At 56.1% G+C, this 21,596-nt stretch carries 23 protein-coding genes and 2 pseudogenes; 10 read left to right on the forward strand and 15 right to left on the reverse strand.

Features of this window, described 5'->3' with window-relative positions; translation table 11 throughout:
* Positions 1 to 79: 79 nt before the first annotated feature.
* Positions 80 to 949 (reverse strand): MBL fold metallo-hydrolase, encoded by an 870-nt coding sequence (locus BM347_RS15545; RefSeq protein ID WP_093917418.1) that lies wholly within the window; start codon positions 947 to 949, stop codon positions 80 to 82.
* A gap of 62 nt (positions 950 to 1,011) precedes the next feature.
* A complete protein-coding gene (locus BM347_RS15550) occupies positions 1,012 to 1,455 on the reverse strand; it encodes a Dps family protein (protein WP_093917481.1) in 444 nt (147 codons plus the stop codon).
* Between the two features lie 103 nt (positions 1,456 to 1,558).
* On the opposite strand from BM347_RS15550, the gene BM347_RS15555 reads away from it, so the two are divergent.
* The 3 genes from BM347_RS15555 (at position 1,559) to BM347_RS15565 (ending at position 3,209) form a co-directional block, all read left to right on the forward strand.
* Positions 1,559 to 2,461 carry a hydrogen peroxide-inducible genes activator gene (locus BM347_RS15555; protein ID WP_093917419.1) on the forward strand — a complete coding sequence of 301 codons (903 nt, stop codon included), beginning with the start codon at positions 1,559 to 1,561 and terminating at the stop codon, positions 2,459 to 2,461.
* A gap of 158 nt (positions 2,462 to 2,619) precedes the next feature.
* Entirely contained in the window at positions 2,620 to 2,811 is a 192-nt protein-coding gene (locus BM347_RS15560; protein ID WP_093917420.1) for a hypothetical protein, read from the forward strand.
* Between the two features lie 152 nt (positions 2,812 to 2,963).
* The gene (locus BM347_RS15565; protein ID WP_093917421.1) at positions 2,964 to 3,209 is read left to right on the forward strand and encodes a DUF1289 domain-containing protein; all 246 of its coding nucleotides are present in this window, start codon (positions 2,964 to 2,966) and stop codon (positions 3,207 to 3,209) included.
* Positions 3,210 to 3,239: 30 nt separating this feature from the next.
* Here BM347_RS15565 and BM347_RS15570 read toward each other — a convergent pair whose 3' ends face one another.
* Both BM347_RS15570 and BM347_RS15575 read right to left on the reverse strand, forming a co-directional pair.
* Positions 3,240 to 3,713 carry a Dps family protein gene (locus BM347_RS15570; RefSeq protein ID WP_093917422.1) on the reverse strand — a complete coding sequence of 158 codons (474 nt, stop codon included), beginning with the start codon at positions 3,711 to 3,713 and terminating at the stop codon, positions 3,240 to 3,242.
* Positions 3,714 to 3,825: 112 nt separating this feature from the next.
* Entirely contained in the window at positions 3,826 to 4,266 is a 441-nt protein-coding gene (locus BM347_RS15575) for a hypothetical protein (RefSeq protein WP_093917423.1), read from the reverse strand.
* A gap of 592 nt (positions 4,267 to 4,858) precedes the next feature.
* Here BM347_RS15575 and BM347_RS15580 point away from each other — a divergent pair.
* The 4 genes and pseudogenes from BM347_RS15580 to BM347_RS15595 all read left to right on the forward strand — a co-directional run bounded on the left by BM347_RS15580 (position 4,859) and on the right by BM347_RS15595 (position 9,242).
* Entirely contained in the window at positions 4,859 to 5,212 is a 354-nt protein-coding gene (locus BM347_RS15580) for an FAD-binding oxidoreductase (protein ID WP_139226515.1), read from the forward strand.
* Positions 5,213 to 5,236: 24 nt separating this feature from the next.
* Positions 5,237 to 5,473 carry an FAD-binding oxidoreductase gene (locus tag BM347_RS15585; protein ID WP_093917425.1) on the forward strand — a complete coding sequence of 79 codons (237 nt, stop codon included), beginning with the start codon at positions 5,237 to 5,239 and terminating at the stop codon, positions 5,471 to 5,473.
* Positions 5,443 to 5,932: pseudogene (locus BM347_RS15590) on the forward strand (transposase); the annotation flags it as partial. The gene BM347_RS15585 and the pseudogene BM347_RS15590, both read left to right, overlap by 31 nt.
* A 247-nt stretch (positions 5,933 to 6,179) precedes the next feature.
* Positions 6,180 to 9,242 (forward strand): DUF2339 domain-containing protein, encoded by a 3,063-nt coding sequence (locus BM347_RS15595; RefSeq protein WP_093917426.1) that lies wholly within the window; start codon positions 6,180 to 6,182, stop codon positions 9,240 to 9,242.
* 24 nt (positions 9,243 to 9,266) lie between these two features.
* On the opposite strand, the gene BM347_RS15600 is transcribed toward BM347_RS15595, so the two are convergent.
* The 8 genes and pseudogenes from BM347_RS15600 to BM347_RS17820 form a co-directional block, all read right to left on the reverse strand.
* Positions 9,267 to 10,028 (reverse strand): glycosyltransferase family 2 protein, encoded by a 762-nt coding sequence (locus tag BM347_RS15600; RefSeq protein ID WP_217644030.1) that lies wholly within the window; start codon positions 10,026 to 10,028, stop codon positions 9,267 to 9,269.
* Between the two features lie 74 nt (positions 10,029 to 10,102).
* A complete protein-coding gene (locus BM347_RS15605) occupies positions 10,103 to 10,489 on the reverse strand; it encodes a GtrA family protein (protein WP_093917427.1) in 387 nt (128 codons plus the stop codon).
* Positions 10,489 to 11,637: an NAD(P)/FAD-dependent oxidoreductase gene (locus tag BM347_RS15610; protein ID WP_093917428.1), complete on the reverse strand. Its 1,149-nt coding sequence runs from the start codon at positions 11,635 to 11,637 to the stop codon at positions 10,489 to 10,491. Before BM347_RS15610 ends, BM347_RS15605 begins: the two co-directional genes overlap by 1 nt.
* Positions 11,634 to 12,659, reverse strand: a complete 1,026-nt coding sequence (locus BM347_RS15615) for a hypothetical protein (RefSeq protein ID WP_093917429.1) — start codon at positions 12,657 to 12,659, stop codon at positions 11,634 to 11,636. The genes BM347_RS15610 and BM347_RS15615 overlap by 4 nt, the downstream gene beginning before the upstream one ends.
* Entirely contained in the window at positions 12,656 to 13,495 is an 840-nt protein-coding gene (locus tag BM347_RS15620) for a sugar phosphate isomerase/epimerase family protein (RefSeq protein WP_093917430.1), read from the reverse strand. Before BM347_RS15620 ends, BM347_RS15615 begins: the two co-directional genes overlap by 4 nt.
* A complete protein-coding gene (locus BM347_RS15625; protein ID WP_093917431.1) occupies positions 13,492 to 14,454 on the reverse strand; it encodes an NAD-dependent epimerase/dehydratase family protein in 963 nt (320 codons plus the stop codon). The genes BM347_RS15620 and BM347_RS15625 overlap by 4 nt, the downstream gene beginning before the upstream one ends.
* Positions 14,455 to 14,731: 277 nt before the next feature.
* On the reverse strand, positions 14,732 to 14,860 hold the full coding sequence (locus tag BM347_RS17785) for a hypothetical protein (protein ID WP_281247868.1): 129 nt from the start codon (positions 14,858 to 14,860) through the stop codon (positions 14,732 to 14,734).
* A gap of 90 nt (positions 14,861 to 14,950) precedes the next feature.
* Positions 14,951 to 15,664: pseudogene (locus tag BM347_RS17820) on the reverse strand (IS30 family transposase); the annotation flags it as partial.
* Positions 15,665 to 16,016: 352 nt separating this feature from the next.
* On the opposite strand from BM347_RS17820, the gene BM347_RS15635 reads away from it, so the two are divergent.
* Genes BM347_RS15635 through BM347_RS15645 form a run of 3 tightly spaced genes read left to right on the forward strand, consistent with a single transcriptional unit; the run spans position 16,017 to position 18,192 of the window.
* On the forward strand, positions 16,017 to 16,769 hold the full coding sequence (locus BM347_RS15635) for an amino acid ABC transporter substrate-binding protein (protein WP_093917432.1): 753 nt from the start codon (positions 16,017 to 16,019) through the stop codon (positions 16,767 to 16,769).
* A gap of 5 nt (positions 16,770 to 16,774) precedes the next feature.
* The gene (locus BM347_RS15640) at positions 16,775 to 17,449 is read left to right on the forward strand and encodes an amino acid ABC transporter permease (protein ID WP_093917433.1); all 675 of its coding nucleotides are present in this window, start codon (positions 16,775 to 16,777) and stop codon (positions 17,447 to 17,449) included.
* The gene (locus tag BM347_RS15645) at positions 17,446 to 18,192 is read left to right on the forward strand and encodes an amino acid ABC transporter ATP-binding protein (protein WP_093917434.1); all 747 of its coding nucleotides are present in this window, start codon (positions 17,446 to 17,448) and stop codon (positions 18,190 to 18,192) included. The genes BM347_RS15640 and BM347_RS15645 overlap by 4 nt, the downstream gene beginning before the upstream one ends.
* Before the next feature lie 11 nt (positions 18,193 to 18,203).
* Here BM347_RS15645 and BM347_RS15650 read toward each other — a convergent pair whose 3' ends face one another.
* The 3 genes from BM347_RS15650 to BM347_RS15660 are packed head-to-tail and all read right to left on the reverse strand — an operon-like array spanning position 18,204 to position 21,533.
* A complete protein-coding gene (locus tag BM347_RS15650) occupies positions 18,204 to 18,905 on the reverse strand; it encodes an ABC transporter ATP-binding protein (protein ID WP_093917435.1) in 702 nt (233 codons plus the stop codon).
* Entirely contained in the window at positions 18,898 to 19,674 is a 777-nt protein-coding gene (locus BM347_RS15655; RefSeq protein WP_093917436.1) for an ABC transporter ATP-binding protein, read from the reverse strand. Before BM347_RS15655 ends, BM347_RS15650 begins: the two co-directional genes overlap by 8 nt.
* Complete coding sequence (locus BM347_RS15660) at positions 19,671 to 21,533, reverse strand: ABC transporter permease (RefSeq protein ID WP_093917437.1); 1,863 nt, start codon at positions 21,531 to 21,533, stop codon at positions 19,671 to 19,673. The genes BM347_RS15655 and BM347_RS15660 overlap by 4 nt, the downstream gene beginning before the upstream one ends.
* Positions 21,534 to 21,596: the final 63 nt, after the last annotated feature.

Below are 21,596 nucleotides of genomic sequence, written 5' to 3' on the forward strand. Positions count from 1 at the left end.
GCCAATCCTCCCAGATGGCGGGTCAGGCCCATTGCCCAATCGCATAACGCGTCAGGGCAATGGGCGTATGCCGCGGGATTTATCTGCTTTCAAAGTAGTTAAGCGGCACTTTCAGGTAGGACCGTCCGTTGTCTTCGGGTGCGGGGACGCGGCCGCCTCGGATGTTCACCTGTAGGGCGGCAAGCATCAACTTTGGCAGGGCGAGTGTCGCATCACGGGCGTCCCGCACGGCGCGATATTCAGCTTCGGTCGGGTTGTCCTTCCAATGAATATTGTTGGCGCGATGCTGTGCGACAGTCGCCTCGCAGGCGGCGGGCCGGCCTGGTGCATAGTCGTGGCCGACAAAGACGCGGGTATGTTCGGGCAGGGCCAGAATAGCGGCGATACTGTTGTAGAGCTCGCCTGAGTTGCCGCCCGGAAAATCGGCGCGCGAGCTGCCGCTGTCGGGCATCATCAACGTGTCATGAACAAAGGCCGCATCGCCCGCAACATAGGTGATCGAGGCCAGCGTATGACCGGGTGAAAACATCACGGTCACAGGCACGTTGCCCACCATGAATGTATCACCGTCGGCGAACAGGTTATCCCATTGACTGCCGTCGGTGGGGAAATCATCGGGCAGATTATAGATGCCCTGCCAGAGGTTTTGAACGCCCGTTACCTTTTCGCCGATCGCAGTTTTCGCACCTGTTTCGGCTTTCAGCCACGGCCCGGCGGAAAAGTGATCGGCATGGGGATGCGTATCGAGGATCCATTCCAGATCAATCCCGGTTTCGCGGATATAGCGCAAAATCTGCTCCGCGTTTTTGGTAGACGTTGCACCGGCCAGAGGATCGAAATCAAGCACGGGATCAACGACGGCCCCTTTCATGGTGTCGGGATCGTGAAAAACATATTGCCAACTACCGGTTGGTTCGTCCCAGAAACTTTTTACGACTGGATTGATCATATTCTTGTTCCATACTGATTGGGTTACGCGGTGGCCAAGCCTTGGTGGCTTGGCCGGGTGGATCAACGGGTGCCCGCTTTCATCATCCACAACTCTTTTTCATGCCATTCCAGCCGGTCGGTCAAGATACCGGCGGAAACTTCGTCGCCCGCATCAGCGCTGACAGCGATGGCATCGCGCAGGGTGGTGGCAAGGGCCTCATGGGCGGCGATCAGTTTGCTGACCATATCGCCCGCAGATTGCGCAGGTGGGTCTTCTGGTCCAGCAAGCGCCATAAGCGCCGCGACGGTTCCCGGCGCATAGGCCCCTTGGGTGCGGATACGTTCGGCAATTTCATCCAGAGCGGCCCACAGATTTTGATATTGCTGTTCAAACGTGGCGTGCAGTTGGCGGAAATTCGGGCCTTCTACATTCCAATGGTAACCGTGGGTTTGAACATACAAGCGGAATGTTTTCCCCAAGACGTCGTTCAGGGCATCGATATTCTTTTGTGCTGAAGCTGTCATGTCTGCTGTCCTTTTGTCTTTGCTCCGATGACATTCAGATAGCATCTGGACATAGATATGAGAAATTGAATATATCTTTCTTTGATATAGAGGAAATCTATCAATGATCACACTTCGGCAAATGCGGTATCTAACAGCGGTTGCTGATACGTTAAGTTTTTCGCGCGCTGCCGAGATCTGTTTCGTCACTCAACCCACGTTAAGCGCCGGGATAAAAGAACTTGAAGACCGGCTGGGCGTGCAGTTGGTCGAACGTACCCGGCGCAGCGTCATGCTGACCCCCGTAGGTAAAGAGCTGGCCATACGGGGACGGCGCTTGTTGTTGGACGCAGCCGAGATCGAGATGGTAGCGCAGGCCCATAAAAATCCGTTCGCCGGTGACCTAAAGCTGGGCGCGATCCCCACCATTGGTCCGTACCTTCTGCCCCGTGCCATGCCGGCAATCCGCGAAGCCTTTCCGAATTTGCACGTGTATCTGCGCGAAGAAATGACCGACAGCCTTATCGAAGGGTTGAACGCTGGGCGGCTTGATCTGTTGTTGATCGCGTTGCCGTTTGAGATCGGAAATCTAGAGACACTGCCGCTTTTTGACGACGGGTATCAGCTCGTTTCGCCGCCGGGGCGGCCCGTGTCTGACGGGGTCAAGGCATTGACCCAGGGCGGAGAACTGATGCTGCTTGAAAAGGGGCACTGTCTGCAACGGCATGCTTTGGAGGCCTATCCCGGGCGCATATCCGCAGACGAGGATAGTTTTGCCGCGACCAGTTTGACCACCTTGATCGCCATGGTGGCCGAGGGGTTGGGGATTACCCTTTTGCCAAATCTCGCTGTTCAGGCGGGGGTGATTGGCAATGCTCAGGTGCAACTTACGCCGCTGCCCGATGCCTGCCCCCGTCAGGTGGTCCTTGTCTGGAGGCCGGGATCGGCGCGGGCCGCGGTTTTCAAAGAGCTTGGTGTATTGTTGCGTCAAGCCTATGAAAAGCAGCTGCTTGATCAGGATGGCTAACGGGCCGTCTCACATTTGCCCCAGTAATGGCGAGATGTCTTGACCTGTCGACCAAGATAGTATCTGAGTATTTAAGTAAGAAAACACTTTGCTCCTATTATGCCGCCCGCGTCGCCCATATTGGGACCGCCCGGCACCCAGTCAATCCGGAGGCACATATGGTACAGATCATCCAAACGCAGGTGCTCCGCAACCGTTCCGAGGGCGAGCGGATGTTCAATCCGGCGGATCCGGAGACCAGACCAACATGTTGCAGACGCGAAGTGATGTATGACGCGCTGTGCGAAGGCGTGTGCGATACGGCCTGCTTAGAAGCCCTGTTTGATTGGCTGGATGAGCGCAAACAATGATGCAAACATGTGGTCGAGGTAAAGTAACGCGGGGCAGGGGACAATTTACCCTGTGGTGCCTTGGCAAGCGGTGCCTGTCCGCCTAGAACTCCGCAGAATCTCCCTCTTGTACCTTTCCCCCCCAGCTTGATCACGGATCAGCAAGGTGTCTCATGGCTAAAACCCCAAGCCCCTGCATCGATGTGTGCAAATTCAAACGCGAAGGCCATTGCATCGGTTGTTCGATGACAAAAGCTCAAAAATCGCTGTTCAAGTCGCTGAAAAAGGATGAACACCGTAGCGGTTTCATTCAAATGTTAACTGCGCAACAAGAGCGGCTTGGAAAGTATACGCATTGGGACGCCGCGTATCGCAAAAAGCTGGCGAAACGCAAAATCGCGGCCGAGAAGGTTCTCTAGCCGCGATTTAGTCTTGCAACTTGGTCTCTATCAGCCCGCGAGATGCGCGCGCAGGAACCAAGCGAATTTTTCATGTGTCGTACCGCGCGAGATACATAAATCTTCGGTCAGTGTGTCGCCATGTTCGGCCGCCAATTCGCCGGCACCCGCAAGTGTAGAGGCCAGCGTTTGCTGCGCTTCCATCATGATGCGGATCATCTCTTTGTCTGTGGCGTGCCCATCATGTTCGCTGACTTTGGAACGCTTCAGCATACCGGCAAGCGTGCCTTCTGCATGGACGTCCAACGCGCGGACACGTTCGGCCAGATCGTCCTGGCCGATAAAGTGGTCTTCGTAAATCTTCTGGAAAAGATCATGAAGCGGGCCGAAACCCATGCCTTTAACATTCCAGTGGAAATTTTGCGCAAGCATCGTGGTCACGGCAGTTTCTGCGACGGACTGGTTCAATGCATCTGCGATGGCGGTTTTCGCGTCGGTGGTCAACGCTGCTGCGGTCTGAGTCATCTGCTCACCCCAATTTTGGTGTTAAAATTTGTGGCTGGCTGGCGGGCAGCTTGCTTGCCTGACCATTAACATAGACGCCAAAATCGGTTTGCCAAGTCTTTTTAGAATTATTCTAAATCTGAGAGAATTGATCGGAAATTCTACCGAGCAGAAAACCTATATATCTACGGTCTGCGGGGGTAATCCGCGACTTTAATAAAAAGCTGAGATTGCTGGTTTCGTTGTCCCAAATGCAAAACAGGCAGCGCATGACCCATGATTCGTCAAACGACAGCTCGGCCGTGCCAGGGGCAAACCAGGTAATTTGCTTCTGTGCAGCAGCGGGAAGGCATTTGATAAAAGTTTCAACAAAAGTGCGCTTCGCGTCTTCGCCATCCATGGTCAATAGCGCGCATGCCTCAAACAGGTCGGTGCGCGCGGCTGCGCGGCACGTCATTGCAGACAACCGCAACTGGTTCAGAATTGCGCGTTGCCCAGACGTCATATCAAACGTTGGGGCAGGGCGCTCAAACGCGGTTTGCTCCATCACGTGCAGAGTAGAAAGTTGCGCCATATGCTGGGGTGCCCGCTTGTTCCGGTGAGCAGGTGAATCGCCCGCCCTTATTCCCGACTATAGTTATAAGGTATTAGCAAATATTCAAGCGCGAAAATTTAGTCTGTCGCAAAGTTTCGGAATATATGGGCCTGCGAGCGAACCTGTGATAGACGCCGCACGTTGGATTAGAAGGTGGGTATTAGAGCGTGACGATTGATTGCAAAGGCAGTCAATATCCCCAATCGGTGATCCTGTACGCGGTGTCATTGTGGATCATGCAGCCTTGAAACGTTGGGTGATCAATTGCATCTCCGATGATTGCGTTGGAGGCGCACATGATCCGCAAATAACAATTCAAGCCGTCAGGTCAAGCTGCGTTCCAGCAATTTGCGGCACTCGCTGGATAAATATGTCAGCAGTACAGATTATTCCGTCCTATGATAGAGTTTACGACAGAACCAACGATACTGTCCATCGGCTGTGACGCCTCAAAGGCCTTGATTTACCATGTTAGATTTAGTTCGATAAATCAATGTAGTATGTAACGTGGTAGTTTTGGAATCGACTGGACATCGTGGGAGGCAGCCAGCTAATGAATATGGTTGCTGAAATGACAGCAGACGCTCGGGAGGAGCTTTTGCAGCAGTTGGCGAACGTCGTCGGGCCGTGGCATGTGATGGCTGGCGACAGCGATCTTGCGGCAACATATCGCGAGGATTGGACGGACCAGTTCGAGGGAATTCCATTGGCCGTCGTGAGCCCTAAATCAACGGAAGAGGTCGCGGATACTGTTAAAACCTGTGCCAAGTTAGGCATCTCCGTGGTGCCCTCAGGCGGGCGCAGCATAACTGTCGAAGCCGGCGTGTTCTTACAGACCGCGCAAGAGGCTGCGAGCGATGCCGATCTTATATTCCCGCTGACCTTCGGAGCGCAGGGCAGTGCTATGATCGGCGGCGGGCTTTAGACCAATGCGCGCGGCTCCAACGTTGTGCGCTACGGCACAACGCGCGAGCTTGGGATCGGAATCGAGGCCGTTTTGCCCGATGGGTCAATCATCGAGGCGCTCACCAGATTGCTCAAAGATAACGCGGGCTATGACCTCAAAGACTTGCTGATCGGCGCGGAAGGTACGCTGGGCGTTATCACCGCTGCCGTTTTCAAATTGTCGCCTAAGCCGCTGGTTCGAACCACAGGATTCTTGGCGCTAGCATCGCACATCGGCTGACGCGGCCGGTGGGACGCACCTCAAAGAGCAAGGTGAAGCGGTTCTTCGAGGACTTCCAGTATCAGGCCGCATCCTAGGATAAGCCCGCCGGGGCATTGCCAAGATCGAGTGGCATCTGGATGAGTTGTGCCCCGTGTGGGCTTCATCGTCACGAACCTGCCCGTGGAGCCCGACTGGGTGGTGCGGTTCTACAACCAGCGCGGCACGGCCGAGCAGCACATCAAGGATGGCAAATACGCCTTCCGCTGGACGCGCCTGTCGTGCAATCGGTTCCGCGACAACGAGGTGCGGCTGCAGTTGCACGCGCTGGCTTACAACCTCGCCACCTTCTTGCGCTGCATCGCACTGCCCGAGGAAATATTGGGCTGGTCGCTCACCAGCCCGCGACTCAAGTTGATCAAGATTGACGCCCGCGCCATCACCGTCCAACGCCTTCGAGCGCCCCCGACCAGCGTGTGACTGCAATCCCGACCCAAACTGAACGAAAGCGGTTCAACAGGTCCGTCAGACCCGCTGAGAATTTCGCTGCCGGATCAGGATGTTGCGAGTTCGCGGCTCGATCCGCTCAGATCAAAGCGTTTGCGCGACCGCAGATGCCGCTCGGGATGAAAAGCACTTGTTCAGTGGCCAGAATTAGGTGATGTTGCTTTCAAACGGCAGACCACTTGGGGAATGTCGGCTCAAGCCCCACTGCACAGGTCATATCATGACACCGAACACTCCACAGATTTTGCGACTACTTAGCTTCACCTTTCACCGTGGTTTCTTCGTTCTTTTTTTCGTTTCGCTGTCACTTTTTGGAGTAGTATATTTCGAACCTAAAATAATTCACTCGGGCTTTGTAGAGCAGCTAACCGTCGGTGGCGGTATTTTGGAAGATGCGGATAAAAACCGCGATATTAGATTTCTTTGGTGGATGTTGTCGTGGCAAATGGCGTCTCTGATAGTAATCGCAGCACTGCTGCGGCAGAGTTACGGCATTTGGCGAGGAGTATTCTTTTCGCTACTTGCAGTGGCAGGCCTTTTGACCGTAGCACAACTTGTCTCACTCGATAGCGCGTCTTTTCAGACTCAAATTCTCTTCGGCAGCCTGCTTGCGAGTGGTGGTATCGCATTTACGTCGGACAGAGAAAACTGGTCCCAATTGTACGGCATCGGGTTTCTTGTCGCCGTCTCAGCCAGTGTTGTTGCGCAGGAGATGGCTGAGTTGAGCGCTGTAGGGGTCATTGCTGTTGCACTTCCAGCCACCATTTTCTTGATGCATGTTTCGGGGCCAGATGCGCTCCGCTGGGCAGGATCAATAAGTGCGCTGATCATGGCAGGAGTATCTGCAGCGTCGGCACCTATTCGTTGGGTCGGGCTGGAGGGGGCGCACCTGTCCATCCTTGACGGATTGCACGCACTTCTCGCTATAGTGTTGATCATCGAGGCCGTGTGGGTGTTTCGCGCAAGGCGTGAAGGCGGCTCGTTCACTGGGGTGCTCCCCCGCATTTCCACGGCATTAGCCATTGTGGTTCTGACAGGGCCAGCTATGATCCACCCAGTTATTCCGTTAGATGACTATCATTTCGGAGAAAAATTGCTAGCGGCACAAGCGTTTTATTCGGGGGCCGGATGGTTCACCGAATTTTTCTCACCTCATGGCCTGTCCAACGCAACGGGCGGTTTCGCGGCCTGGTTGCTCGGCGATCCGACGGCGAGCGGCATCTTGGTGGGGGAAAGGATTCTTCTGCTTTACGCCTGGGGGACGCTGGTAGTACTTCTGCTGTGTCGCCTCGGGCCGCTTCCGGCGCTCCTTTTTGCGCTCGTTATTCCCGAAATCCCCCATGTCATCTATCTCACGCTTAACCTCGTCCTAGGTTTGGCGATTGTGAGCCTGCGCCGTCCCTCCGTTGCGGGCGCAGGCGGCGTGGCGGTGGCTGTCTTCGGCGCGCTTTTCAACGGCGGGCTCGGAGCCGCGGCAGCCATCGTCATAGCACTTTCCGGCGTCATTCTTCACGGAAGGCGGGGCCGCTGGGATTTCATAGCCTTTTGCGCAGGTAGCATCGCATCGGGTGTAGTGATCCTCGTACTTTTCCATGAGCAGCTCCTTGGGTATTTAGCGTTCCTCACCGTGTCTTCTGCCGCCAACCTCACGATCTACGGGAATGGCAGTTTTTCTGTGATCGAGCATCACTTCGACAACTTCCTCTATGTCTTCGCGCCGGTCCTGACTCTGGCAGTAGCGGCCATTGTGGGTAGCAAGCAATGGCGCGACAGCGAGGCGCTGCCCTTCTGGCTGAAGTCTCTCTTGGTGATCGTGCCGACAACGGCACTGGCCATCATAATGAACCCCTATGCCACCGGCCGCCTCGATTTTGGAGACCGGGGCATGATCACGACTGTCGCGCTAATGGTGTTTGCGACTGTTTGGCTGTCTTCGTTTTTCAAGAGGCGCAACCCACCCTTGGTGGCCAGTTTGCTGAGCGTCCTGCTCATTGGCATCATGGCCAATCAGCGAACCAGTTTCGAGCGGCTGTCCCTTCCACCGGTGCACCTTGAACTCCGCGGCGAGATAGCGGAGGATATGCCAACGCTCGGGTGGGGCGCGGCACATGGCGCGCATCTGGCGATGCTACGTGATGTCAACGGTGTCGTGAACGCTGTTCTGGAACCTGGCGAAACATTCTTGAATCTCACCAACAGGAATGCCTTCTATTTTTACTTCGACCGTGCGAATCCGGTGCCCATCGCCAGCACCTACAACGCTGCACCCGGAGACTTTCAACGGCAGTTCACAGAAGCCAGCGAATTAAGCCTTCCGGCCCTCGCCATTCTGGCCGTGAACAATATTGAGCACGACGGCATCAGTCTGCCGCTCAGAAGCCACCACATCTTCGAATTCGTCGAGACGCACTATGTCCCGTTCGTGGTCAACGGCAACGTTTACGGTATCAGAACCGATCTGACAGAACGGCTGACAGGGCAGGGCAACCGCGAGGCCCCGGTCCTGGGCGATGCACAAACCTTCCGCACAGGCAGCTATACCGACGCAAACTGGCACAATGGCGTGGCCGTTGGCGAAAACGCGGCGGTGTGGTCCTTTGCGGTGCAGCCAAGCATGACAGGATTATTGGAGGCGGGTGACAGGCTCGCGTTTTCCGATGGTGTGAACCGTGAGGTGACCCGCGTGGAAGGTGCCAGCATACGCGTGGCCCCGCCCCTTCCCGCTCACTTCACCGATGATCCGACACCGCCCATCTTCACGGTACAAAATCGCACGTTTCCGGCCGAACTCATCTGGGCCAATGTGCTTCATCAGCAGTATCTCTGGCGCATTCCATCGTCTTGGGGGCGCTCGGTCTTGAACCTTTCGGACCAAATTGGCGGTTTGCAGCAACTCACTGATCCGGCATTTTACGGCACTGTCGCGGAACCAGGCACAACGGATGTCTTTCGGGTAACAAACAGTGATCCAATGTGGATTTACGCCCCGCCGGAACCGCTGATACCCTCCGAGGGCAGTGACATACTTTCCCTTGACGCCGAATGCGTCGGATCTGATGTGCATCCGATCGTGAGCGTCTACTGGAGAAGCCCCGACACCCCGTTTTCCGAGCGCAACATGGTCAATTTCGAAGCGAGTAATCGCAAGAACCTCGTACCGCTCGACACGACTCTGCGATGGCGGTCGTTGCCCGCCATCGCAGAGATCAGGATAGACATCGCCAATCCAAGCGCATGCGCGTTGGTGTCCCTAGGCAATGTGGCGATGCTGGAACGGTTGTGAAACGGCAACGCACGCCGTTCCCTGTCAAGGTTTGTATGCGCCGAGTGCGACAGCGAAGGTCTGCTTCAGAACGTCCCACTTGCCCTTTAGGCCCGTGATCTTGGTCGGCGTGGCTGCGTTTTCAGGATAGATGCGCTGCACCGGCACGTGGCAGATTTTCATCCCGATCTGGCCAGCGCGGACGGTCAAGTAGAACAGAAGCTCGTAACTTTCGAAGACTTGCCGGAACGGGCGCACACGCGGATCCATCAGGTAGCGTGCCGAATAGGCACGGAACCCGTTTGTGGTGTCGGTATACCAATGCCTGCCTGCGAGGCTCAGAACTGGCGCGTGAATGAACCGGTTCGCGATGGTTCGCTCTAAGGGTGTGTTCTCAGCCACCCCGCTCGGCAGGTACCGCGATCCCTGCACATAGTCGCAGCCCGCCAACAGCTTCCCAACCATGTCTGAAACGGAATCGACACCGTCCTTGCCATTGCCGTCGATCGTAACGATGCCCTCATACCCCTCCCGAAGGCACCACGCATAGGCCATGCGAAGCTGCGCGCTTAGTTTGCCCTGGCCGGTTTTCACTAGAACGGCGCGCACGCCGGCACCCGACACGAAATCGGCCTCAAGCGATCCATCCGACGACCCACCATCGGCAACGATAACGTCGACGTCGAGATTGGCGTCCCGGATACGCATCAGTTGCGCGCGGATTCGCTCGCCCTCATTGATGACTGGGATCACGAGTGCATGGGCGTGGCGCCGGTCGTCATATTTAGCCAATTCGAAGCTCGGCACGTCCCAGTCGTCTGAGAATTTGAGATTCGTTATGGACGTTTCGTTTCCGACACTTGAAGTCACGTGCCTGCCTCCTATTCATCTGGGATCTTGCGAAAAACGAAATACTTGCTGATGAGGAAATTCACCAAATATGACACGCACGCTCCGGCTACTAGGACGGCCAATGCGTGCTCCTCGCCAAAGAGTATAGCCAATATCGCGACCGTGCCCACACGTGTGCCCACCGTCGCTGTGAGCCCGAGCCCGTAGCGGAAAGCGCGTTTAATCGAGAGCTTCCGGGACGCATTTTGGAACGTCCAGAGCTCATGGGCGATGTAATTTGCTCCCGCCGCAGTCACCAAACCCAGCAAAGCTGCCATCCAAAGTGGCAGGCCAAACACCCGCGATGCGACCCAGGCCAGCGCCAGATCCAGCATGAGGCCCGCCAGGGCAACGGCAAAAAATCGCGCCGCTTCCATCAAGCCGGATTGCCAAGCAAAAGTCGCATGTCCGCCGTGGCGAACTCCAAGTTCGTCTCACGAACCAGGTCAAACAGATCGTAGATGTTGTCGATCTTGCCGCCAAGTATGGAGATGACGTGGCTCCCGGTGGGTTTCTGCTGATAGAGGATTGGACGACCGTCATCGCGTTCGTTCTTGGTCAGAACTGTTTTCACATCGAAGAGCGAGCGGTGCGGCACGGCGCGTTCAAGGCACGGCAGGTAGCGTTGGCCATCCCGGATCATGAATTGGGCCCGGCTTTCCGGAGTGGCTGATGCAAACCGCTGATAGGCCGACGGCGCGCCAGGCCGATCGGTCCAGCTATCATGGGGCGTGTAGCGGACATGCGTTAGCGAATAGAGTCCGTCGGCCGGGTAAGGCATGCAGGAGAAAAAGGGCCCGTCCATAACCGTGACGCCCAGCCCGACCAGTTCCTCGGGCGGCTCCACCAAGGCGATTTCCGCGAGTTCGTGTTTGACTTGAGCCTGCGGCAGGTTAGCCCGCTGCAAAACATCGTTGATCTGCGCGTAAGTGACATTGAACGCATATCGCGCGGTTACGGTCGTTCCATCCGACAAAGCCGCTTCGACACCGTTTCGGTGGTCGTCCAAGCCAGTAAGCTCCGTGGAATTTCGCACGTCGACTCCGACTTCGTGCAGGCGTTGGGCCAATTGCCGGCGCAGCACCGAATAGTCGAAGGCGGCTTCTGTCGCGGCAAAAACCCCTTCCACCATTTCCGGGTTAAACAGGGCGGCTTGTCCGCGCAGCGCAGGGCGGATCGGCGCGCCCATATCGCGAAACATCCGATAGAATCGCTTGGACGAAACCTTAGATCGCCGTCGGGCGATCGCATACAGCATCTGGAAGTCGCCTACCACCGCCTCGGGGAAATCGGCCACGAAACGCTGGTGGAGCAGCATAGATTTCACCGCCGTCAACGGAGACCGCGGATAATGGAACCCGGTGTGAACGCGCGCTTGGTTCACGCGCGAAGCACGATCAAGAAGTGTGTCTCCGGCCTCGACCAGAATCACTCGATCCGAAATTGACCGCAGGTAAAGTGCAAGACAACAACCGTAAAATCCGCCGCCGATGATCAGGTAGTCTGCCTTGACCTGCTTGCTCATGGCCGAGCCTGGTCGGTCGGCTGGGTCTGGCCGCTTTCTAGATCGACATTCAGTTCGGACGAGACTTGGCCAAAGAGATCAATGCGGTTGATCTCGGTCGCCACGCTATCAAACTCATCTCGCCCTCGGCGGGCCAGCAGTTGCTGTAAGCCAAGACTGAGGCCAGTGATCGAAATGCCCAGAAAAAGGGCGGTCAGGCTTAGCATGGCCGACAGCGTCAGCCAGCCAGCTGCAAGGTCATCCACCACAACCCACGCGCCCAAGACATAAATCGCGTAAACAATACCTAGTATTGTCAACAGGGCAGAATTCAGCGTCACGATCATGAGCAAAGTCGGAGCCAGGTAGGCTAACAGACGCTGCATGAGGGCAAGACGCCGTTTCCACTGCCCCGCCTCGCGCACCGACGGCATGCCGGACGCCACTTCGAAATGGCAGATCGGAATGCTTACGTCGCGCGGCAAGAAGCGCAGGACGATGTCGCGATCGGGATGGGACAGAAGGCGGTTCAGCAATGTTCGCGGCAAGGCTAAGGTCTGCAACCCGCCCGTGCCAATATTGAACCCCGCAATACGTCCGATGGCAACCAATGGCGCAACGAGGGTGCGGCTCATCCTTGCGTCCTTGCGAATGGGCAGTACGGCACACTGGTTATCTGCGGTGCGCTCGAGGATCGCTACTACGTCCAGGTGGGCAATCTCGACCGAATTTGTCAGAAGCAGGACGTCGCCGATGGCCTCGTCTGCGGCGATCGCCCGACGCTGGTAGAAGGCGGTCCTTTCCGGAACGACGATCAGGCGAATATTCTCCACCTGATGGACAAGGGGAAGAAACGCATCCCTATGAGCATCATCTGCCACCACGATTATCTCTCGGAAGCGAAAGCGCTGATCCAGCTCCTGCGCGAGCCTGCTGACGGCTTTAAACGTGGTAGGCTCCGGGTGAAGGCTGCCAAAGCATACGGACACAAGCACATCATCGCGCACAACGGGCGGGGTCAATGGAGCGCATCGAATCGTCATGCCCCCTCCCTCGCCGGCATCCCCGACAGGAGCGCATCTACGCACGAACGAAGAATTTCCAGCCCACCTTCATGCTGCTTCATCTCGATAGAAACTGCACGCGAGTATCCAGATGAGACCAGTGCCGATAAGATCGGGCCGAGTGTGGAGACATCTTTGGGCGCTGGGGCGAGCTGCGGTTCGCTGACATGCACATGACTGAGCTTCCGCGCAAAGTTGTTCACGCGGCCAGCAACCGTGTCGATCGTGCCATTGATGTGCATTGCACCCAGATCTAGGATCAGAGTGATCCCAGGATGATCGACCATGGTCACAAACGCCTCGGCCTGCTCAAGCGTCGTCAGGAAGTTCGTCCCATAAATCTCCGGATTTGACTCGATGGCGATGACGCATCCCTCCCGCACGGCCTTATCACCTAGTCGACGAAATGTGTCCGCCGCTTCCGACCAAGACTGTTCTTCGCACATGCCGTCGGGAATACGCCGCTGTGCGGGCGATCCGAAAACAAGGTTGGGGATACCGAAGCGTCCGCCAAGCTCAATTGCCCGGATCATCCCACGCTCGAGCGCGGCCCGCTCGTCAGACGAGCCCAGCAGAGAGGCCCCGGGCACGCCGAACAGCAAAGACTGCATGGAAACCAGTGATAATCCGTGCGCAGTTATCTCACCAAGAGCGGTGCGCGCCGTGGAGGCGTCGGGATTGAAGGGGTCCTTGGATGCTGAGAAAAACAGCCCGGGCGCGATCTCGAGCCCCTCTACCCCCGCGTTTTCAAGGACAGCGTATGAGTTCAGCCGGTCCTCTACGCTCCAAGCGATATTCGACACCGATGGTATCATGGGGCGTTTGTCTCGTGCGCATAGAAGTCAGTCAGTTTGTCCAACACAACCTCGGCCTCCTCGAGGTACGGCCCGTCTTTACCCCAAAGTGCGGCATGTTTAGTCCGCATGTCCTCTTTGTGGAGCCGCGCGCCGGTCTGCGGCATAGGCTTGCCCAGAAGACATTGGTGAATAGCGTCCGCCCTCAACGGAGCGACCGCCAGATGCACGTTGCTCAACTCCGCTTTTGATGCCACCTCGATATCTGACCAAAGCCGCGCGAGATCGTAGTACTGATACTCCGCCTTAGGATTGTGGAACTGCTTAGAGGACATTTCAAGCGCGTCGACCGCCGCCCCAAGCTCATGGCACCTCGGATCATTGTCGAACGCCGCGCGGTCCAACACCACCATGCCTGTAGCGGCGTTGGGGTGATAATATGCCCTGAGACTTTTGGCCTGCTCTACCGAAAGCCGGTCAAAGAGCTCCTTAAACCGCGCCTCTGTCAGCATGCTGGGCACCGGGTTGATCAGGTCAAAGATGAAATTCTTTCGCAGCCCGGGACCGAAGAGTGCCGGGAGACGCACGATGAGACTGCGCTCGAAATGACTCTCGCAAAACTCTTCAAGCATTCGGCGATGGCGGCCGTACGCGAGCGTGGTCTGAAAGTCGTCCGCATCCTCGTCGGAGCCAGAAGCGAAATCGGCCAAAACCGCGATCGAAGAGATCAGCACCAAGCACTCGGCCTGCATTTTTTTCAGGTGTTCAATGAGGGCGGCAATCGCCGCCTCGTCACGATCCGGATCGCGATTGGCGGTCACCATTGACCCAGGGGCGGCGGCGCAGACGACGGTGCCAAAAGTTTCATAGCGTATCTGGTCGATGTTCTTCGAATTGAACTGCCGCTGGAATGCTCGCTGGTGACAAAGGATCGAGCCCACGAAACCGGTATGTCCAATGATTGCGTCGGGTGGGGGCATTGCTTCATGTAATCCGTTTGCCAAGGGTTGGCTCAACCTGGCTCTGCGCAAAGCAGTACCACAAACCCGACGCTTGATCCAAGCCCCCATTTTCGTGACGGCGGCTAACGGTTTGGGCGACGGGCCGCGGTCCACGGACGTGTTCGAATCCGCCCGAAAATATCGCGGCCCTGACCGAGGCGCTTAATGCGCTGGTGGATGAATAGCCCTTAGTATTTTAGACGCTTTCTACCCTAATTTTGTGGCAAGGAGGCCGTTATGGGGAAGCCGCCGCAGTTTACGCAACGATCTCTTCATATTCAAAAGCAGATTGCATGATCTTCTCTTCAGATGAATAGTGTTTGCGGGCCGCTCCCTTGATATCTTTGACGATCTTCTCGCCAGGGCTCTTCGTTGTCTTACTCATCGTCCACTCCTCAGTGGTTACGATGAGCCAAGAACACTCTCTTATCAAATAACGCTATTTGGGCCCATTGGTACTGACGTTAGACAGCACGGTTATCGATTTTCGGGCCGGTTGGGGTAGAGGCTCCATCACGCCCATCAGCCGGTTCATAAGATGCGTCGTGCTGCGATCATTGTTGCGGAACAGGACGGCGAACCGCGTTTTTCGCTCAACCAGAGAAGCGACGTTTGCCTTGCCTTGCGCACGTTCAAAGATCATCAAATCGCCTTCCCATTCACCGAACGTCTCACGTGTCTTAACGTAGTCTGGCCGCTCATGGATTGACCGATCAGGCGGAAACACAAGGCCGCGCAGTGTACGCCTTCATCTTAGCTGACATTTCTTACGCCGGTGTGGCAAGTGGCGCGCTAGCTCGTCAGACTGTCCATCTGGACTGTAAACATAGGCGTAGATCGTCTCGTGACTGACGCGCAACGGCTGGCCATCAAACTGCAACCGGCCTGCAATCTGTTCAGGTGACCAGCCAATCTTCAGCTGCGCGATCACGTGCTGCCGCAGATCAACAAGCCAAACAAGTTTACGTCGTCGGGCGCGGCGATGCACAGCATATCTCTGCGCGTTCATTCCATAGTAGCCGTTCAGATTTGGCAGTTCCTGATCAACAAATTTGTTCCGTTTGATCTCGCGAAACACAGTTGAGCGGCGCCTGCCAATCTCAGTGGCGACCTTGCTCACAGGCACTTTCGCATTCAACATGTCTTCAATCGCGCGTCTCTCACGCAAATCTAGCTCTGTGTGGGCCATCTTCATTCTCCTTGCTTTCCAGCAAGATGGGGGATTTGTCGCAACCCAGTTTAGAATGTGCCCAAACTCAACCGAAAGTACACATAATCATAATTATGTAATATCTTTATCTGAAATCGATTCTCTCGCGCGGCTCTTAGGGTAAAGGTTTGTGTAAGCACTCAACAGAACAAGCTCGCGAAATTTGCGCAAATGGGGCTCTATGCTTTTCAAATTGTCCCCGAATATAGCCCTGAATCAGAAAAATGTTCTGACAGGGCCTGTAATCCGATCACAGCGGACTTGTCGTAAACGCCTCTATTGAAGGCGGCTGTGGTTAGACTATTTGCTCAGTGAACAAACGGAGCAGACCATGAAAAACATACTTGTAGCGACCACATTTGCCTTTGCAGCCTCAGTCGGTTCAGCGCAGTCCGAAACGCTGGATGTGGGGATGTCTGGTGGTTATTTTCCCTTCACTTTTGTCAAGCTGGACCAGTTGCAGGGGTTCGAGGTTGATTTCATCAATGCCATTGCCGCCGAGACCGGCGATGAGGTGAATTTTATCACCATGTCATTTTCGGGCCTGATCGGGGCGCTGGAAGCCGGACGCATTGATACGATTGCCAACCAGATCACGATCACGCCCGACCGCGAGGCGAAATTTGCTTTTTCGCAGCCCTATGTATTCGATGGGGCGCAGGTCGTGGTTAAAGCCGGAAACGAGGCAACCATCGCCAGCGTCGAGGACTTGAGCGGTAAAACCGTCGCTGTGAACCTTGGGTCGAATTTCGAAGAACTGCTTGGCGAATTGCCAAATGCGGACGAAATCGACATTCGCACCTATGAAAGCAACATCGCACAGGACACGGCATTGGGGCGCGTCGATGCGTTTGTGATGGACCGTGTGTCATCCGCGCAATTGATCTCCGAAAGCCCGCTGCCATTGGCTTTGGCTGGCAAGCCATTTAGCGAAATTCGCAACGCTTTGCCGTTTCGGGATGATGCAGAAGGCCAAGCGCTGCGCGACAGATTCGATGCTGCGATTGTGACGTTACGCGAGAATGGCACATTGGCTGACATCTCGGAAAAATGGTTCGGAACTGACATTACAGTAGCGGAGTAAAACTGATGCGGGCACTGGATTTCGAATACATGCTGGATCTGGTGCCCGTGCTCTTGGGCTATGTGCCGCTGACATTATTCATGGCCATCATCGGCATGTTCTTTGCGCTTATTCTGGCTTCCATTCTGGCGGTGGAACGGGTTTTCAAGATCCCTGTGTTGGATAGTTTTGTACGGCTGTTTATCAGCTTTTTTCGCGGGACGCCCCTCTTGGTGCAGCTGTTTCTGTTTTACTACGGCGTGCCGCAGGTCTTGTCGTTTTTGACGAATATCGATGGTGTGACCGCCACGATCATGGGGCTGACGCTGCATTTTTCCGCCTATATGGCCGAAAGCATTCGCGCCGCGATCCTTGGGGTGGACCGTAGTCAATGGGAAGCGGCACAGGCGGTTGGCATGACGCAGGGCCAGATGATGTATCACATTATTCTGCCTCAAGCGGCCCGCGTCGCCGCGCCCACGCTCGTTAACTACTTCATCGACATGATCAAAGGGACCTCGCTGGCCTTTACCCTTGGCGTGACGGAGGTAATGGGGGCCACCCAGAAAGAAGCCGCAGGCAGTTTCCTGTATTTCGAGGCATTCCTCGTTGTCGCGGCAATCTATTGGATCATGGTTGAGGCATTGGCCTTCTTGCAGCGCTATCTCGAGATCTATTTGAACAAGGCACACGCAAGATGACTAAACCAGCCGCTATTTCTATCAAAGGTCTCAGCAAATCCTTTGGTGCGACCCGCGTTCTTGAGGATATCAACCTGGACATCGCTGAGGGTGAACGGGTCGTTGTGATTGGCCCGTCCGGCACCGGTAAATCGACACTCCTGCGGTGTTTGAACTATCTCGATCATCCTGACAGCGGCACTATTCGCATTGGTGATCTGAGCGTTGATGCGGATAAGGCCTCGCGTGCGGATATTCTTGCGCTTCGGCGTAAAACGTCGTTTGTTTTTCAGAACTACGCCCTGTTTGCCAATAAAACCGCCCGCGAAAACATCACCCAAGCGTTGATCACCGTCAAAGGCCAACCCAAGGCCGATGCGATTGCACGCGCGGATGCGACCCTGCGCGAGACTGGATTGGCGGATAAGGCCGATGCCTATCCGGCCGCGCTTTCCGGGGGGCAGCAGCAACGTGTGGGGATCGGGCGTGCGATGGCGCTGGATGCGGATCTGATGCTTTTTGACGAACCGACCTCTGCCCTTGATCCTGAATGGGTGGGTGAGGTTCTTGATTTGATGCGGCAGGTGGCCGAGAAACGGCAAACCATGTTGATCGTCACCCATGAAATCCAATTCGCGCGCGAGATTGCGGACCGGATTATCTTTATGGACGGTGGCAAGATCGTCGAACAAGGGCCGCCAAAGCAACTGCTTGAGGCCCCGCAAGACCCCCGTACCAAAGCGTTTTTGCGCCGGGTTTCCTGAGGCTTGCCGAGTTAGACAGACAGGTATTGATCGCGGATCTCGGGATGGGCCTGAAGCTCTGACAGGCTGCCCACGAATTTCTGCGTGCCATGTTCGATGATCACCACCCCATCTGCCACAGCTTGGGCAAAATGCAGATTCTGTTCGGACAGCAACACAGTCAGACCTTCGCTTTTCAGCTGAAGGATGACGCGGGCCATCTGTTCAACAATCACGGGTGCGATGCCTTCGGAGGGCTCATCCAGGAGGATAAACGCTGGGTTGCCCATCAAGGTACGTGCAATCGTCAGCATTTGCTGCTCGCCGCCCGAGAGCGCCTTGCCAAGGTTGTTGCGCCGTTCAGCAAGGTTGGGAAACAGATCAAACACCATGGTTTCTGTCCACGTGGTGCTGCCGTCGCGGGGCGGTTGCCGGCCGACCTCGAGGTTTTCAAGAACCGTCAGTTGCGTGAAAATCCGGCGTTCTTCGGGGACATAGCCCAACCCGTCGCGGGCGACCTTGTGGCTGGGCCATCCGGTGATGTTCTGACCCTTGTAGGTGACGGTCCCGCTGCGCGGCTTCACCAGTTGCATGATTGATTTCATGGTGGTGGTTTTACCCGCCCCATTGCGCCCTAGCAGGGCAACAACAGTGCCTGCATCCACGCGAAAGTTCAGGTCATTCAGCACATGGGCTTTGCCATAGAATGAATTGACGTCTTTGACTTCAAGCATGGGCGTCCTCCTGCGCTTTGAACAGGGTGCCGCCGCCAAGGTATACTTCTTGGACCTGCGGGTTATTGCGGATTTCATCGACTGTACCATTTGCAATCAACTCGCCGCGGTTCAACACCATGATCCGGTGGGCATGGGCAAAAACCACGTCCATATCATGTTCTGTGAACAGCACACTGATGCCTCTGGCGTCCAGAATATCCGCCGTCAGCTGCATTAATGCGATGCGCTCTTGCGGTGCCATACCGGCGGTGGGTTCGTCCATCAGCAGCAGGATCGGATCATGGGCCAGCGCCACGGCCAGTTCCAACCGTTTCAAGTCGCCATACGCCAGCACGGCGCAATGGCGTTCGGCCTGATCGACCATGCCGACGGTATCAAGCAGGGCCAGCGCCTCTTCTCGGTAGAGTTTATGGGCGAAGCTGGTCAGTGAATAGAGCCGCCTGTGATGCGAGATCAGCGCCATTTGCACGTTTTCGACCACGGTCATCGACGCATAGGTCGCGGTGATCTGGAACGTACGCCCCACTCCCATGCGCCAGATTTTACGCGGCTGCAGGCCTGCGATGTTCTTGCCCAATAGCTGCACGGTGCCTGAGGATGGTTTGAGCTGCCCCATCAGCATATTGAAACAGGTACTTTTGCCCGCGCCATTGGGGCCGATCAGGGCCAGCAATTCACCTTTGGCCAGATCGAAGCTGACATTATCGACCGCTTTGATGGCCCCAAAATTGCGTGACAGGTTGCGAACAGACAGGATCGGGCTCATGTCGCGTCCTCCGGTACCTTGAGAATGCCAAAGCGCTCACCGGCCTTGCGCAGCGATCCGACGATGCCCTCGGGGCCAAGGATTACAACGAAGATGATCGACAGGCCCAGGGCGAGGCGCCAATATTCGAACCGCGTCAGGTAATCCTTGATCCCTTCAAAGAACGCGGCACCGACCCAGCCACCGGACAGGGTTTTCACTCCACCTAGAAACACCACGATCAAGGCGTCGAAACTGCGTGCGGTTTCCAGCTCATTGGGGAAAATGCTGCCCTTGGAAAAGACAAACAACCCGCCCGCAAGGCCCGCCATAATACCTGCAAAGGTAAAGGCAACCCATTGAATGCGCTTGGTGTTGATGCCCATCGCCTCGGCCTGGCGGGCGCTGTCGCGTGCGGCGCGCATGGCATAGCCAAAGGGCGCATGGGCGGCCTGACGTAACAACAAAATGCCCCCGATACACAGTACGAATGCGATGTAATAATAGACGTCATTGTCGGATGCCCAGTCAGACGGCCAGATGTTAACCAAGCCATCATCGCCACCGGTCACATCCCCCCATTGGAACGCAAGGCTCCAGAGCAGTTGACCAAAGGCGAGGGTGAGCATGGCGAAATACACACCGGTTGATCGCAGGCAGACCCAGCCGATTACGATGGCGGCCAGACCCGCGCAAATGGGGGCCAGCACCAGCGCCAGTTCCATCGGGGTGTCGGCGTAGGTCACGAATAACGCTGCCGCATAGGCTCCGCCGCCGAAAAACGCGGCATGACCAAAGCTGACCAGCCCGCCTTGACCCAACATGAAATGCAGAGATGCGGCGAAGAGGCAGAAGATCATGATGTCTGTCACCAGAACGACGGCAAAGTTGCCGCTGTAGAACGGCAACAGCCCGAGGATCAGCAACCCGGCCGCCACCAGCAAACGCATACGGTTGCCCGCGGGTTTGATGGGGCGCTCGGGTTCGCCCACTTGGCCGTGTTCGCCCGCAATTTCCTCTTTTCCCAGCAGGCCAAAGGGGCGGAACATCAACACGATGACCATCACGACGAACATAAGAACCAGAGTGGATTGCGGTGCATAGGTGACACCAAAGACGTTCAACACGGAAATGATCACCGCCGCCAGATAGGCCCCGGGCAGCGACCCCATGCCGCCAATAACCACAACCACAAAGACGGATCCCAGAATGGTGAAATCCATTAGCAGGTCAGCGCCGCCTTTGGGCAGTTGCAGCGCGCCGCCTAGACCGGCCAGCGCACAGCCCAGAAAGAATACACCGGTGAACAGCCACGCTTGGTTCACGCCAAGGGCGCTGACCATTTCGCGGTCTTGGGTGGCGGCGCGCACCAATGTGCCGACGCGGGTTTTTGTGATCAGATACCACAGGGCAATTGCCACAAACGGGGTGATCACGATTAGTGCAATGTCATATTGCGGCACCGGTTCGCCCATGATGCGGATCACACCCTTGAGGCCCGGCGCGCGCGGTCCCAGCAAATCCTGCGGGCCCCAGATCATTAGCGCGAGGTCTTGAATAACAAGGATCACACCAAAGGTGGCAACCAGCTGGAACAATTCAGGCGCGCTGTAGACAGGGCGCAATACGCAGATTTCGACGATCACACCGATCAGGCCGACGATGATGCCGGCCAGCAATATAGCTCCCCAAAAACCGACCATTCCGGGCAGCACCTGCATCAGCGAATAGCCGACATAGGCCCCCAACATATAGAACGACCCGTGGGCAAAGTTCACAACGCGGGTCACGCCAAAAATCAGCGATAGACCCGAGGCAACCATAAAAAGCGCGCCAGCATTTGCGAGCCCAGTCAGAATCTGTGCGATAAAAAGGCCCATCAGCCACCTCGATCATTTTGGGGAATAGGGTTGGTCGCTCCGGAAAGGGAAGCCTTTCCGGAG

This window comes from Sulfitobacter marinus (assembly GCF_900116285.1).
Taxonomy (GTDB): domain Bacteria; phylum Pseudomonadota; class Alphaproteobacteria; order Rhodobacterales; family Rhodobacteraceae; genus Sulfitobacter; species Sulfitobacter marinus.